Raw genomic sequence first — 14601 nt, 5'->3', positions numbered from 1 at the left:
ATTCCTTTGGAGTCCGTTGAACGATGGCTGCATTGTGTGGGGCATGGGTCGCAACCGGAAGGCGGGTCCGGGTTGAGTCGCTCTCAACTTCAGGTTGATAATCGGCGGCAGGTGACGGTGTACCGTTCGACGGATCGATCAATGGAGGCTGCCTTGGATTTGTCACAACGAACGCGCGCGATCCTGTCGTTCGTCCACGCGGCCGACGCCGGCAGTTTCGCGGCGGCGGGCCGCGTGCTCGGCATCACGTCCGCGGCCGTCAGCAAGAACGTCGCCGGTCTCGAGCAATCGCTGGGCGTGCGACTGATGAACCGCACCACGCGCACGCTGAAGCTCACCGACGAAGGCGGCGTGTTCCTGCGCCAGGCGCGCGTCGCGCTGGAAGCGCTCGACGCGGCGGTCGACAGCGTCGTCGTGCCACGGCAAGGGCCGCAAGGGCGCGTGCGCATCTCGACGAGCGCCGCGTTCGGGCGCGAGCACCTGCAGCCCTTGCTGCCCGGGTTGCTGGCGCGTTACCCCGGATTGTCGGTGGAGGCCGATTTCGACGACCGGATCGTCGACGTCGTGCGCGACGGCTACGACATCGTCATTCGTGGCGGCAACATTCTCGACTCGGCGCTGGTGTCGCGCCCGATCTTCCGCATGAACATCGTGCTGGTTGCGTCACCCGCTTACCTGGCGAGCCACGGGATTCCCCGGACACCGGACGAACTCGGTGCGCACCGGTTGATTGCGCGCCGGTTTCTCGGCGGCGCGGTGGCGACGTGGGGCTTCAGGATGCGCGGCGGGAGCATCGTGACCGTCGATCCTGCCGAATCCGCGCCGCTGACGTTCTCGGCGCCGGAGGCCGTGGTGCAGGCCGCGTGCGACGGCCTGGGCATCGCACAGGTCGGTGCGCATCTCGCGTGGGCACATCTGCGCGCCGGTACGCTGAAGGTGCTGTTGCGGCGCCATCATCTGCCGGGCACGTACGAGATGGCGATGCAGTATCCGCATCGCGCGTTGAAGGCGTCGCGCGTACAGGCGACGGTCGACTATCTGCTCGATGCGTTTGCCGCGAACGAAAGCCTGCATGTGCCGTTGAAGGCGCTGGATGCGTATGGCGCGTGAGGGGCCCGGGCTTTCGACGCCGCGTGGCATGGCCGATGACGTCTATACCGGGTCTTCGTCTTCCAGCGGGTGCTGCGGGCTGTCCTCCGGAACGGGCGGGCGCGCCTTGTGGACGTAAAGTTGCACCCAGTTTTGATTCGGAATGCGCGACGTCAAGTGCGCCGACGGAGACCCCGGTGCGCGTGCGGGGACTTTCGTCGCGTCGCTCGGGGTAGTGACGACATAGTCACCGGAGAAAGGCGCGATCTGCGCGATGAAGATCCCGCCTTTGGTGTGCGACGTAAAGCCCGGCGGCGCGAAGCCCGGGCCGTCCGGACGAGTATGGCCGCTGTCGTCGGGGTCGATGTATTCGACGACGAAGGTGGACTCCGACAGATAGTCGAGGTCGGTCGACAGGCGCTCTTCCGCGCGATCCGTGTGATCGAACATGTAGAGCAGATGAAGCGACAGGCCGGGGTGATCCTTGCCGAATTGCCTGAAGAGGCGCCCGCACGACAGGCACGGCAACCGCTCGGTCAACAGGATGAGATGCCCCGGCTTGCCGCTTGCAATATTGCACCGCGGGATCGCATACGAAAGCGCATTGAGAAGCGGTACTTCCGAGCATTCGGGGTTGCCGCATGCCGGGTGATACCTTGCCGGTTCGTAGCAGTCGCCCGGCGTGCCGTACAACGCTTTCATGTTCACGGCGTGATCGCCTTCCCGGCTTTTCAGGACGTACGCGTCGACACCCTTCGGCGGGAAATAGTCGCCGGTGCCGCTCACGCCGACCCACTCGTCCCCCAGCGCCCAGGTGTCACCGACGCACCACAGCCGAAGCATCGCGAAGTTCCGGTTCAGATTCTTGGGCTCATGCATGAGATCGTTCGACGGCAGGTCATGGTGCTTTCGCCACCCTACCTGCCGAATGGCCCGCATCTGCATGACCATGCCGGTGATCAACTCGCGGCCGATATCGCTTTCGATGAATGCTGCGCTGGAAGACATGGGTTCTCTCGCGTGAGTTTTTTTTGATTGTGCAGGGCGGCACGTCCGGATGTTGCCGCGGAAGGCCGTGTCGCCGCTTGAATACTCGTCGAGATACCCCGTTTTCGTCAAACGCGGGGATGGCCGGCGGACGGCCCGGCAGCGCACCGAAGCATCGGCTTCGTGCGCGAACGCGGGCGGGGCCGGGTGGGGTGGTTTGGCGGGGCGGTGTATCGGCTCAGGCCGTGCGGCGGGCGGACAGCCGACTCCACAGCATGCCGGAGCGGTTGCCGCTGCGGCAGTACGCGAGCACCGGCTTCTGCAGCGTGTCGACCAGTTCACCGAACGCATCGATTTCGGCATCGCCGATGCGGTCGCGCTCGACCGGCAGGTAGCGCGCTTCGAGGCCCAGTTCGCGGGCCGCTGCGGCGATTTCATCGAACGCCGGATGTGCGTCGCCTTCGCCGTCCGGCCGGTTGCAGATGACCGAGCGGAAGCCGGCATTGCGGATCGCCTTCAGGTCGGCCGGCGTGATCTGACGCGACGCGGAGAACCCGTTCGCCGCCGTCGCGCGACACTGTTCGATCGCGTTGCGGAAACAGGCGATCGCGAAGTCGACGTCCTGCTCCGTCGTGAAGCGGCCGAAGCTCACGCGTACGGTGCGGCCAGCGGTTTCAGCATCGAGGCCGATCGCGGTCAGCACGTGGGACGGTGCGCCACTGGTCGAGTTGCATGCGGACGTCGACGACACGGCGAGCGTTTCGCCGAGCATGAACGGGAAGAAGCCCGGTGCATTCACCGTCAGGCTCAGCGTGTGCGGGATGCGGCGCGCGGTGGCCGCGTTCTGCGTGACATCGCCGAGCGCGACCAGCGCGTCCGTCAGGCGTGCGCCGAGCGCCGCGATCCGGGCGGCTTCGCCGTCGAGCTTTTCAGCGGCCAGTTCGCACGCCACACCCATGCCGACGATCTGATGGGTCGCGAGCGTGCCCGAACGCAAGCCGCGCTCATGCCCGCCGCCGTGAATCTGAGGGGCGATCCGGTCCGCGATGTCGCGGCGCACGAACAGCGCGCCGATGCCTTTCGGGCCGTACACCTTGTGCGCGGACATCGACAGCATATCGATGCCGAGCGCGCGCACGTCGACCGGCGTCTTGCCGAGCGCCTGCGCGGCGTCGACGTGGAGCAGCGCGCCCGCCGCATGCACGACGCGGGAGATGGCGCCGATATCGGTCAGCGTGCCGATCTCGTTGTTCACGAGCATCAGCGATACGAGGCCCGTATCGGGGCCGATTGCAGCGGCGACCGCGTCGGCGGTGATCTCGCCGTCGCGCGTGGGCGTCAGGAACGTGACCGACGAGCCGTGCTTCGACAGGTTCGCCATCGTGTCGAGAATGGCCTTGTGCTCGATGCGGCTCGTGATCAGGTGGCGCTTGCCGGTTGCGTTTTCCGCATAGCCCTTCAGCGCGAGGTTGTTCGATTCGGTGGCGCCCGACGTCCAGACGATCTCGTCCGCATCCGCGCCGATCAGCGCGGCGACTTGCGCGCGTGCCTGCTCGACCTTGTCTTTCGCCAGCCGGCCGGCGGCATGGGAGCTCGACGCGGGGTTGCCGAAGATGCCGTCGAAGCCGAGGCAGGCCGTCATCGCTTCGATCACGCGCGGATCGGCGGGCGTCGTGGCGGCGTAGTCGAGGTAGTGCAGCGTGGTGGTGTCGCTCATGTCCTTCTCATACTCTTTTCTTTCGGAATGGAAGAAATGATACGGGGGACAGGAGGGAAAAAGGATCCAAAGTTGGCTGGCGATTCAGCTTGATATGGAATAACGTTTTATTTGTTTGTGGATTGGGGGAATTTATTTTTTGTTCGACGGTGCCCGACTGCGGCGGCTTCCGCGGGCGGATGCACGCATGGCCGGGCTGGTCGATCGATCGAGGCATCACGCGCGGACGTGCTACGGGCCGAAGTGATGCCGCGGTACGTCGCGGTGATGTGAGGCCCCGGCTTGATCAAAAATTTCATGCGACGCAAAAACTGTTGTGGATCGGGGTTGAGCGAGGTTCCGGGACGGGGGGCGCGATCAGGTCGTCGTATTTTGTCCGGCCTGAATCGCCAATCGAAATGCATCCCGCACCCATGCCTGGAGTGCGGGCTCATATTTGGCCGGGATCGTGATCGTGAGGGTGGTGACGCGTGTGCAGTTTCCCGGTAGCTCCAGATACCGCTGCCACGCCTTCCGTACAAGCTGCGACATCGCGGAACACGTCATGCCGACGTCCGCCGCGACAGCCCGCTGTGATCGGCCCTTGACGAAAATCTCGTGGAGGGCCCACTGGTTCAACGGCTTGATTCGCGTTTCGTGCATGCGCAACAGGCGGAACTGTTCGGCAGTCATGCGTCGGGTCTTCTGCATTCAAACCCGCCCGGAAGTGTGAAGTGAAGAAATCAAGGTCGCGCCGCATGAAGTCTTGTGGCCATCGAAGGCAGCGTCTCGACCTTCGACATTGAACGCAGTGTCGCCTTCGGCAATCGTGCAAGTACCGTGAATCGGACACGAACACACGTCGCCGATGCGGGCGACCGAGCGCCCCATCACCTTGCTCGTTCCGGCTCCGGACTCGACCCGGCCGCCATGGGTATGGACGTCGCCTACCCGGATAATTCCTCGCATATGACTCATCCCCGAATGAATGATTGGTGCGGTGCTCGCGTTCGCACACGACATGCCGTCGAGTTGGTTGCATCACCATGAATAGCCTTGCATGCCGTAATTCGTATCGTGTCGGCGTCCCCACCACGGCAGGTAGGCATTGTTGCCGCCGCGCGCACGAAACCAATCCTTGTCCGGATCGATCGGCGTGAGTTTCGACGGCGGCATGACGACAACCGCGACGGGATGTTCGGGGTCGGTCGTGCCGGCGACCAAGGCGTTGCCGCCGTAGTGGTTGATTCGGCCGATCGCCAGAGCGACGTCGGTCAATGCGCTGCCGGTGCCCATGTCGCCGAGTAGTGCGGCCGTGTTGAACGTCTGCTTCTGGTGGTCGTATTCAGGAAGTGTTTCCGTCAAGGTCTGTGCGAGCGCGGCAACACGTGACGACGCGGTATCGCTGCCTGCACCTGCGTCGTGGACGATGTACTTGAGGTCTGGAACCGCGACGCCGGCATTGCGTGCCGCCTGGTCGATGGTTGCCTTCCATGCTTGTACGGCGCGCGTCGTGCCGACCTTCGGTGAAAACTCTTGCGTGTTGCCCGTTGCGGCTTTGCCGATCCAGGCGAGCGGTTCGCGTTCCGTATTGACGGTCGGGCCGGCGAGGAACAGCACGACGAGGTTCTCATTGATCTGCGCGTCCGTGGACGGGAAGCTCGGTGCATCCCAGTTGATCGCCCATACGGTCTTGTCGGGGTTCGCCTGCAGGTAGTCCAGTGCCTTGTTCAGCGACGTGAAGCCGGCGTTCGCGCCGCCTTGCGTGATTTGCACATCAGGGGGCGTGTCGCGGCTCCAAAGCGTCTTGGGTGACGGCGGGCCGATTTCGAAGAAATTCATCATCCGATCGACCGCGCGTGACTTGGCAAAGGCCGGATCAAGTCGGGGCGGAATGGCAACTTCGACGTGTATACCCGCGAGTTCACGCCAGTCCCGCTGGCTTTGGGATCCCACAGTGTAGAAGTACTTCGTGTTACTAAAATATCGGGTGCGTACCAATAAGATGAATTTGTCCACGTACTTGGCGTAGAAGCCCTTGAGCGTTTCCTTGCCTTCGTTGCCGTATGCGATACCCGCTACAGATTGCAAGGTAGTAAAGGACTTCGCATCGGTGCGAACCATATCGTCGTTCTTGTTTGGCGCGACCAGTCCCTGCGTCCACAATAATTGCCATTGGGTGGGGTAGTCCATACGTTGCAATGGATTCAACCACATCAGGCCAACAACCTGCGCGACGAACGGCTTTGCCGACTCTTCAGCGGCTAGCGCGGCATGCTCCCGGACAGGCGTGGCTTGTGCCGGACGCATCAGGACGGTGGTGAACAAAAACACCATGAGCGCAGCCAAGCCGGGCACGAAAACGAATCGTTTCATCCAATCTCCTATTTCCAAATGGGCCGGGTTGGGTTGTTCTACGTGGGCCATCAGAGAGGCCATGAGTACGGTTGCGATCAGCCATGTCGAAACGGCGACGGCGATACGTCGCGGCCATGTAGCGATCAGCATCTTCATACGACACCCCCGACCTTCAAATAGAGCTGACCTTCACGCTCATCCAAGATCGCGTTCGGCATCTTGCCTTCGCTTTTATCTGTGTGTATCCATTCTCTGAGAGGCGTTCTATAAAGAGTGCCAGATGCAAAATAGTCGGCATACGCCTTGTTCGGAGCATCTAGAGGAATCCCGTCACCCATCCGCCAATCCGCCTCAATGCGTAGGTCGTAGAGTTGATCGGGCGTCAGGTAGCACCGACCCACCGCAACGTCATACGCAAGCGCCTTCTCGGCGTGCTCCGGGTTAGTCATCGTCGTAGAGTGATTCGTCGGGCTGTTGATCGCCCCGCGATCGAGCCAGTCGACAATCTGTTTGTCGCGCCATTCCTTGTAACCCTCCGGCAGGGCGCTTTTGCCATCCTCGCCGATCACATGGCCGTCGCCATCAAGCCATTCGGTGTTCAGCGTTCGACGTACCTCCATCCGCATCAACGCGCGATCCTCGTAGCGTTGCCCGGCTTCGGTTTCTGCCGTACCTTGCGCAACGCTATCCTTGCTCTTCGGCTGGTACTGGTCGTATGGATCATCGGCCCGCTTGTCCGCATCGGCCTTGTTTGCGTCGCGCCATGCGGCCGGCGGATCGTTGCCTTCGTTGAAGTCGCTTGTCGCATTGCCGTCCTTCGTTTCGATGGGCTTGCCGAACCGCAACGCCTTCGGCGTAAACGGTTCGTCGAGTGCCGGCGCGTCCGCCACCACCGTCCAGCCTTTCGGCGGATTGGCGTTCACGCGGAACATATTCAATGCCGAGCTGATCTGGGTCACGAAAAACATGATCGGTGCGGACGCAAGCGTGGCCGCCACCCCGAACACGGACTCGTTTCCCTTGAGTGCACCGATGAGATTGAATTTGGCAGGAGGCGAAGGCGGATACCAGAAGCCCGACGTCGTTCCCTTTTTTTCATGCCGCCAGTCATCCTCCCGATATCGATAGTGCTCCTGCACGCCGACGTGGAAGCCGGAGGCAAAGACGCGCTGCGTCAGCACGCCGGGGACACCGATATCGTTCAGTTCGTGCTTGTCGATGCCGCGCCAGCCGATGCCTTGAACCGTGATCGCAGAAATCACCTGATCGTGCGGACAGCAATACGCGGTGACGCGACCATAAGTCGATTCGTTCAGACCGTGGCGAACCCGATCCTCGTGTGCGGCATAGGACCGCTTGCTGGTCGGCGATACTCGCTCGTTGGCCATGTCTTCATCGATCTTGTCGGCGGAAAGTTCATAGGCCTTCCGCGTGCCGATGATCGACAGAAACTTGCCGAACGTTTTCGTGCGCGCGGCGTAGGTCTGCCGTCCGCGACGGCCATCGCCGTCCTTGGTCGCGCGTTGCGACCACGTATCCATGAACGTATCGGATGGATTCGGACCATCTGCTCGCGCCAAGCTATACGGCGCATTCGCCAGCACGTAGGCGTCTGCCACGCAATGCCCGCTACGTCCCCACGGATCTTCGACATCGGGTAGTGCATCGCCGAAGAAAGCCGCCGTCAGGCCCACGATGTTGCCCTGGCTATGGCACACGACGGTAATCGGCACATCGGCCTGCATGCGGCGAATCGACTCGATCAACTTCGCAAGGCGCAACGCCGCGAGCACGCCATATGCGCGGGGCGGCGCGCGATACAGCGGCCGGTTGGTCGGATTGATGCCCTGCACGGTGATCCACCCGGCCGCCCGGTCGTCGAGGCCGCCATGCCAGAGATCGGGCAGGCTCGCGCAGCCATTCGTGAACGGACCACCGCCCCAATAGTCCTTCTCGTTCAGGAAAATCTTGTCGCCGTACTCTTTCAGTTCCTCGGCTGTCGCGCGATAGCCCCATCGGAAATGAATGACCGGCGAAAACGACGGATCGGGCTTGATGTAGTCGCCGGCCCAGAGCTTGGGATTCAGAAATCCGTCCGGCGTCACGCTTTCCGTGTACTTCGCAGGCACCAGCTGCCCGGCATCGATGCCGCGATACTTCAGTTGGTCGTCCAGCCGCCCGAGCCGGCGGTTCAGGCCGTCGCACAGCCCCTGCTCGGCGGCCTCGAACCATTCGCCTTCGGAGTTCACGCCATGCACGAAGATGACGATACCGGGCAACGGCAGTTGCTTGATACAGATCAGCCGGGTGTCTTTCGTCCACATCGCGACCCCTTCGCTCCGGCCGACGACGATCTGCGGTGGTTCCGGGTGCGGCGCAGCCGCGTCGGGCACGTCGGTCTTCGCGGCATGCTCGTCGGTGTGGGCATCCGCAGCCGGCCGAGGATCGAGGGATGAATCGGTCATATGGATTCCTGCGCTTGCGTCAAACATTCTTCTTGGTGAACTGCACCGCCAGCCTTTCGAACCGGTCGGTATCGATCGCCGGCAGTTCCCCGGCCATGTCGGTCGTCAGATCCGACAGCGTTCCCGATGCCTTTCGAATCTGTCCTTCGAACCCCGGTGCCGCGTTACCGTCCGTTGGGCGGATCAGCTTCGGGACGCGGCCGAGCGTACGTTGATCGAATGTCGGCAGGTCGACGCTCATGCTCGCGGGGCCATCCCATGCATGGCCGGCCGATTTCACTGTGAAGGTGCCGGGGCATCCCAGTTCGATATCGCCGCCATGCAGCTTGAGATACGCGCCGCCGGACGTGATGAATACGACTTCGTCGCTTGCCGTGCCGGCAAGCTTGCCGTCGGCCGCAGTCAACTGGATGTTTTTGCCGGACTCGATTTGGGTGTCGTCGTTCTGCGATTGAATGGCCACTTTCCCCTGATTCGCGATCGCCGATACCCCATTGCTGTGCGCGAACATCGCGACGCCATGCCCGGCATGCAGATTGATCCGCTCGCCGCTCGTGATCTGCATGTGTTGTTGCGCAATCTGATCGATGTTCTCGCCCGCATACATGACGTGCGTTTTCGGCGTGACGTTCAGCGACCCCGCTTGCGCGCCGAACGCCATGAACGCGGATGCGTCACCCGTGGCACGGGCTTCCGAACCGCCGGGTTTCCAGTGACGGAATGCGCTGGCGATGTTGTCCTGGCCGGCCGTGTCGGCGGATTGCCCGCCATGCTGGCCGGCATAATCGCCGAGCGACTTGAACAGCTCCGTGCATTGATCGAGCAAGCGAATCAGCTCATCGCGATCGAGCTGACCACCGGTCGCGTGTGAACGCGCATAGGTCGTCAACAGCATGCCCCGGGCGGCGCGCAACGCCGCAGCGGCGTCGGTGCGCAGTTCCGCGCCTTCACCCCGGTCGCTCCCGTGTCCATCATGACGGGGCTGCGTCAGATAGCCGAGATTCAATTGGGTGTGCGCATGTTCGCTCGCCAACTGCGCCGAAATTTGCGACGGCGTATCGTCCAGGCGTAGCTGGTTGTACCGATGGCCCTTGATTTCCTTGGTCTTGATCCCGGACAAGTAGCGGTTGCCGGGTAGCGAACCGGTGTCGCTGAAGGTCGTGGGCGGGTTCGCACCGTTGCTCAGGATTCCGATGATCACCAAACGGTCCGGATCGCCCGACAGGCTGCCCAGCAAAACCTCCATGCCGACCCGAGGCAGGAAAAGCGCGCCGAAGTATTTCCCCGCCAGGCTTGCTCCGACGCGAATCGGTGCACTGTCGCCGGCCAGGCCGGTCGTTCCGGCGCCTTGCGCGTGGGCGTGATCGGCCGGGTCGTAGCCGTGAATCTGCACGCGCACGCGGCCGGCCTCATCGCAAAACACTTCCTCTCCCTGTGTGCCGACGATCGTGCCGGTGAGCAGGTGGACCGGCGGCACATCGATTCCCGGATCGTAGGAAGGCTTGAGCGGCACGCCGCGTCGCACGCACGTGAAACTGTTCTCATAGCGCGTGTCCGTTCGTTCCGATGCATCGGCTGGCGCCGGCGGAACGACTTGCGTCAGGTGACGGCTTGCCGTGAATAGCCCGTTCGCGCGACCTGCCAGGCGCTTCGGCAGGTTGTTCCAGATATCGTGCCGAACCGACGTGACGACAAACTGGCGATGATCGGCGGGCTTCATATCCAGCTCGGGGTCGCCGGTCAACGTGAACCAGTGACCGACCGGCAGGTCGCGCACGCTGCTGATGCCTTCATGGCGTACGGCTTCGAACTGATGCGCGAGCATCCGGTCGCGCGTGATTCGATCGTGATCGCTCCACGAATCGCCGACGTGCGGAATGTCGATCGCGACGTCGGTCAGCAGGTGCGCAAGGTCGTTCCCCGACTCGCCCTGATCGATGCCGGTGACGGTCGCGGATTCGTCTACACGGGCTTTCTTGTAATCCCACGACGGACGGCTGACTTTGCCGGACGACAGACTTTGGCAGCATGCAAAGAGCGTCACCGTGTCGCGCTGTTCGACTCCGGCATCGCGCGGATGGACGCGGAGGGTGCCGGCCGGCGCTTCCGCCAGGCGATAGGGATCATCGCAAAACAGGAGTGTGTGCATCGGGCGTTCGTCGGCCATGCCGCTCGCCCCTTCGATCGGCCCCGCCTTCGCAAATACCGTGATGCCTTCCCGACGCAACAGACGCCGGATGAAGCGCGCGTCGGACTCGTTGACCTGCCGTGTCAGTTCGCGCACCGGATAGCGTTCGGCCCACAATGCCGACAGGTCGAAATCGAATGCGTGCGCGAGTGCGGGGCTGCGCTGTTTCCACTCATTCATCAGCGTCGCCAGAATTTCAATCACGCTGCACGATCGGAACATGCGGGCGTTCGTGCGGCGGTCCATCAGCGACAGGGCGTCGCACACGTGCAATTGGTACACGGTCAGCTCACCGTCGGATTGACCGGCCCGCACGTCGTGCACGATCGCATTGATCGCTCGTATGCCGCCCCGATCGGTCGTCAGCCGGACCGACACGGGCAGACCGAGAAACAGCGCAGGCGATAGATGAGCGTGGGTGGACACGCAGGTCAGTTGCCCGTCGATCCCCGATATCAACCCTTCGCGAATATCGGCGTGATGGAGCGCCAGCAGATGGCCGACCGTGCGTTGCGCCAGCCCGAAATAGAGATCGACAGGCCGCTTGTTGCCGCCAATCAGACCGGACGCAAAATTTCGGAATGTACTTTCTATCGACATCACCGCAATCTCGTTATTTTCGTTCTCAATTCGGACGGATTCGAATTGGGGTTTCAGGTAAATAAAAAGAAGGTTTTGGAAAATTCGCGGTGAAGAATATCAAACATATCTGCCATGAGAAATGGTTTGATATTTAGAGATATATATTCGATTTTGGAGAGACTGTATGTGACATTCTTTGCGATGTGCGGGGAATTTGTATTTAATAATTGGTGTGAATGTTTTTAATAATATTTTGTCGATGTGTCGAGATGGGGTAATTAATATTTCGTCGAAATAAATTGAATGGAACGTGTAAAGAATGAGATTCATCCCATGCCTGAACGAGCTGCGTCGCAGGGTGGTGTCGGAAAGGGGAGTCAACAGGATTGCGCTGGTGCTCGTCCGGTGCATCTTGGTTTGCCCCTGTTTTCTTCGCCTCCCGCTACCCGGCGGGCGGCTTCTTCCTGCATGGTTCGCGAAGGCTTTGCCTGATCGTGTGCAGGCTTGGCGTGAATCGCGCCTTGCGTGGATGCCCCGATGTCCATGAGGGAATTCCCCGTGACGCATGAGCGTGGGGCACTTCGACGCCGCGCCCGTTCGCTTCGCGCTTTCCCGTCGCCCCTTTCCGGCACCGCCCGCGATTATTTGCGTTTCGCGAATGGCGCGTTCGCCGGTTGTTCCATACCCGATATGCGGCGTTCCACCTATCGTGGTGACGTCGGCTGATTGACCTCAACGCGTCGAACCGAACACCAGCCGGCACTTCCTCGCGATTCGCGTCGCACACAAAAGACATCGGACCTGGCTCATGCGCAGGCGCTCCCGCGCGCGCAGGCGAACCTGTGTCCACGGAGACGGACATGAAAGCAAACGAGTGGGATACCTCATACGAGTGGAAGGCGGTCACACTGCTGGCGCTCGGCTTCGGGCTGGTCGGCCTCGATCGCTGGCTGATCGCGCCGCTGTTCCCGTCGATCATGAAGGACCTCAACCTGACCGCGCAGGACGTCGGCAACTGCATCGGCGTGCTCGGCCTGTCGTGGGGCATCTTCGCGGCGCTGATGGGCGGCATCTCCGACAAGATCGGCCGCAGGAAGGTGTTGATCCCGGCCATCATCGCGTTCTCGCTGCTGTCGGGCTTCTCGGGGCTCGCGGGTGGGCTGCTCGGGCTGATGGCGATTCGCGGCCTGATGGGCGTGGCGGAAGGCTCGTTCTGCCCGACGAGCTTTGCCGCGACGGCCGACGCATCGCATCCGCGGCGGCGCGGGCTGAACCTCGGCCTGCAGCAAAGCGGATTCGCGTTGTTCGGGCTCGCGCTGTCGCCGATCATTGCGACGCAGCTGCTCGGGTTCGTGTCGTGGCGCTGGGTCTTTGCCCTCGTGGCCGTTCCGGGCCTGATCCTCGGCGCGATCATGTTCTTCGTCATCCGTGAGCCGAAGGTCACGAAGGCCGTCGCGTCGGAGCATGCACCGGTGTCGCTCGGCCATGTGCTCAAGAGCCGCAACATCCTGGTGGCGATGGCCGCCCTGTGCTGTGCAATGACCGGCGTATTCGTGCTCGGCGCGCTGCTGCCGCTGTACCTGACCGACTACCTGGCGCTCGGCACGCAGAAGATGGGCCTCGTCGTGTCGGCGATCGGCTTCGGTGGTTTTCTCGGGCAGTTCGGGTTGCCGGGCCTGTCCGACCTGGTCGGCCGCCGCCTCGCGAGCATCGTCGGCTTCGCGGGAACGGCCGTGATGCTCTACATCTTCCGCGGCCTCGGCCCGCAGCCGCTCGCGCTGTTCGGGGTCCTGTTCGTCGCGTCGTTCTTCACGCTCGGGCTGGTGTCGCTGCTGTCCGGCCCGGTGGCGACCGAGGCCGCGCCCGTCGGGCTCGTGTCGACGTCGATCGGCATGGTGGTCGGCGTCGGCGAGATCTTCGGCGGCGGCATCGCGCCGGCGATGGGCGGCTATGTCGCCGCACACTTTGGCATCCAGAACATTCTGTGGCTGCCGATGTGCGCGGTCATGCTGGGCATCGTGGTAAGCCTGCTGCTGAAGGAAACCGCGCCGGCCGTGCTGCAGCGCCGCGTCGCCGTGCAACCTGAACTCGCGGCGGGCGAGCAATCGCGGTAAGGCCAGCGCGGGCAGGGCGGCGCATGCGGGGGCGAGCGCCATCGGCGATTGACATCGATTGGGTGACAGAGTGACGCCTCCCGCATGACACAGCCCGTTATCCGCACGGGTAGACTGCCGGTTTCGCTGTCGAAAAAGGGCGCGGTATGGACCGGTTTCTGAGCATCGAGGCATTCGTCAGGGTGGCGGAGGCGAGCAGCTTCGCCGAGGCGGCGCGGCAGCTTGGCGTGACCAGCTCGGTCGTGACGAACCGCATCCAGCAGCTCGAGAAGTTCGTCAACGCGCCGCTGTTCCATCGCAGCACGCGCCACGTGCGCCTGTCGGAAGTCGGCGAAGCGTTCTATCGCGAGTGCGCGGAGGTGGTGGGGCGCGTCAACGAGCTGACGGACCAGATGCGCGAGCTTCGCGCGACGCCGACCGGGCGGCTACGCATCCAGATGCTGCCCGGTTTCGCGCTCGATCACTTCGGCGCGCCGCTGATGGAATTCAACCGGCGCTACCCTGGCATCCAGCTCGACGTGATCGTCAATGACCGTGTCGTGGACCCTGTCGAAGAAGGGTTCGACATTGCGTTCCAGATCTTCCCGCCGATTTCCGAGTCGCTGATCGAACGGCGGCTGTTCACCGTCAGGCGCCTCTTTTGCGCGTCGCCCGCGTACCTCGACGCGCATGGTGCGCCACAACATCCGCGCGACCTGCTGCAGCACACCACCGCACTCTATTCGGGCTATCCGTCGCGCAACCGCTGGACGATGACGCGCGGCGACGAGGTCGTCGAAATGGAGTTGCCCGGCATGATCCGCTCGAACTCCGTGCACCTGCTGCGCGAGTACGCGCTGTCAGGCGGCGGTGTCGTGTGCCTGCCGACGCTCGTGGCGAGCGAAGCGCTCGTCGCCGGCCGGCTGGTGCCCATCCTGACCGACTTCCAGCTCGCACCGCTCAGCTTTGCGGCGGTCTATCCCGCAACGCAGCGACAGGCGCTGAAGGTGAAGGCGCTGGTCGAATTCCTCGCGGAAACCATCGGCGACGAATCGCCGTGGGATCTCCCCCTTCTGGAGCGTGGCTGGGTGCGTTGAACCGCGCGGATTATTCGCGAAACGCAAATGCCGTAGTCGCCGTCCC

11 protein-coding genes are annotated in these 14601 nt (G+C 62.8%); 4 read left to right on the top strand and 7 right to left on the bottom strand.

Annotated elements, in window-relative coordinates:
• Positions 1-153: 153 nt before the first annotated feature.
• On the top strand, positions 154-1110 hold the full coding sequence (locus G3O06_RS13705) for a LysR family transcriptional regulator (RefSeq protein ID WP_205816345.1): 957 nt from the start codon (positions 154-156) through the stop codon (positions 1108-1110).
• 42 nt (positions 1111-1152) lie between these two features.
• Here the strand turns inward: G3O06_RS13705 and G3O06_RS13700 are convergent, their stop codons facing one another.
• The 7 genes from G3O06_RS13700 to G3O06_RS13670 form a co-directional block, all read right to left on the bottom strand.
• Complete coding sequence (locus tag G3O06_RS13700) at positions 1153-2097, bottom strand: hypothetical protein (RefSeq protein WP_205816344.1); 945 nt, start codon at positions 2095-2097, stop codon at positions 1153-1155.
• 217 nt (positions 2098-2314) lie between these two features.
• A complete protein-coding gene (locus G3O06_RS13695) occupies positions 2315-3793 on the bottom strand; it encodes an aminotransferase class V-fold PLP-dependent enzyme (protein ID WP_205816343.1) in 1479 nt (492 codons plus the stop codon).
• A 357-nt stretch (positions 3794-4150) separates the two neighbouring features.
• Positions 4151-4465 carry a TrfB-related DNA-binding protein gene (locus tag G3O06_RS13690; protein ID WP_241019910.1) on the bottom strand — a complete coding sequence of 105 codons (315 nt, stop codon included), beginning with the start codon at positions 4463-4465 and terminating at the stop codon, positions 4151-4153.
• A gap of 18 nt (positions 4466-4483) precedes the next feature.
• Complete coding sequence (locus tag G3O06_RS13685; RefSeq protein WP_205816341.1) at positions 4484-4741, bottom strand: PAAR domain-containing protein; 258 nt, start codon at positions 4739-4741, stop codon at positions 4484-4486.
• A 72-nt stretch (positions 4742-4813) separates the two neighbouring features.
• Entirely contained in the window at positions 4814-6286 is a 1473-nt protein-coding gene (locus G3O06_RS13680; RefSeq protein ID WP_241019908.1) for a virulence factor, read from the bottom strand.
• Positions 6283-8595: a hypothetical protein gene (locus G3O06_RS13675; protein ID WP_205816340.1), complete on the bottom strand. Its 2313-nt coding sequence runs from the start codon at positions 8593-8595 to the stop codon at positions 6283-6285. The genes G3O06_RS13680 and G3O06_RS13675 overlap by 4 nt, the downstream gene beginning before the upstream one ends.
• Before the next feature lie 19 nt (positions 8596-8614).
• The gene (locus tag G3O06_RS13670; protein ID WP_346779514.1) at positions 8615-11254 is read right to left on the bottom strand and encodes a type VI secretion system Vgr family protein; all 2640 of its coding nucleotides are present in this window, start codon (positions 11252-11254) and stop codon (positions 8615-8617) included.
• On the opposite strand from G3O06_RS13670, the gene G3O06_RS49005 reads away from it, so the two are divergent.
• The 3 genes from G3O06_RS49005 (at position 11192) to G3O06_RS13660 (ending at position 14555) form a co-directional block, all read left to right on the top strand.
• Positions 11192-11476 (top strand): hypothetical protein, encoded by a 285-nt coding sequence (locus G3O06_RS49005; RefSeq protein WP_241019922.1) that lies wholly within the window; start codon positions 11192-11194, stop codon positions 11474-11476. The two genes, G3O06_RS13670 and G3O06_RS49005, sit on opposite strands and share 63 nt — an antisense overlap.
• A 749-nt stretch (positions 11477-12225) precedes the next feature.
• Positions 12226-13479 (top strand): MFS transporter, encoded by a 1254-nt coding sequence (locus G3O06_RS13665; RefSeq protein ID WP_205816339.1) that lies wholly within the window; start codon positions 12226-12228, stop codon positions 13477-13479.
• A gap of 146 nt (positions 13480-13625) precedes the next feature.
• Positions 13626-14555, top strand: coding sequence for a LysR family transcriptional regulator (locus G3O06_RS13660; protein ID WP_011356332.1), 930 nt, complete (start codon positions 13626-13628; stop codon positions 14553-14555).
• The last annotated feature ends 46 nt before the right edge of the window (positions 14556-14601 follow it).

The organism is Burkholderia sp. Ac-20345 (genome assembly GCF_017104825.1).
GTDB lineage: Bacteria > Pseudomonadota > Gammaproteobacteria > Burkholderiales > Burkholderiaceae > Burkholderia > Burkholderia lata_B.
This window is presented reverse-complemented; position numbering and strand designations above follow the sequence as displayed.

Excerpts from the sequence above, each read along its gene's own strand:
- G3O06_RS13700 (WP_205816344.1), bottom strand. The coding sequence starts at position 2,097 with ATGTCTTCCAGCGCAGCATTCATCGAAAGCGATATCGGCCGCGAGTTG.
- G3O06_RS13675 (WP_205816340.1), bottom strand. The coding sequence starts at position 8,595 with ATGACCGATTCATCCCTCGATCCTCGGCCGGCTGCGGATGCCCACACC.
- G3O06_RS13665 (WP_205816339.1), top strand. The coding sequence starts at position 12,226 with ATGAAAGCAAACGAGTGGGATACCTCATACGAGTGGAAGGCGGTCACA.
- G3O06_RS13690 (WP_241019910.1), bottom strand. The coding sequence starts at position 4,465 with ATGACTGCCGAACAGTTCCGCCTGTTGCGCATGCACGAAACGCGAATC.
- G3O06_RS13685 (WP_205816341.1), bottom strand. The coding sequence starts at position 4,741 with ATGCGAGGAATTATCCGGGTAGGCGACGTCCATACCCATGGCGGCCGG.
- G3O06_RS13695 (WP_205816343.1), bottom strand. The coding sequence starts at position 3,793 with ATGAGCGACACCACCACGCTGCACTACCTCGACTACGCCGCCACGACG.
- G3O06_RS13680 (WP_241019908.1), bottom strand. The coding sequence starts at position 6,286 with ATGAAGATGCTGATCGCTACATGGCCGCGACGTATCGCCGTCGCCGTT.
- G3O06_RS13660 (WP_011356332.1), top strand. The coding sequence starts at position 13,626 with ATGGACCGGTTTCTGAGCATCGAGGCATTCGTCAGGGTGGCGGAGGCG.
- G3O06_RS49005 (WP_241019922.1), top strand. The coding sequence starts at position 11,192 with ATGAGCGTGGGTGGACACGCAGGTCAGTTGCCCGTCGATCCCCGATAT.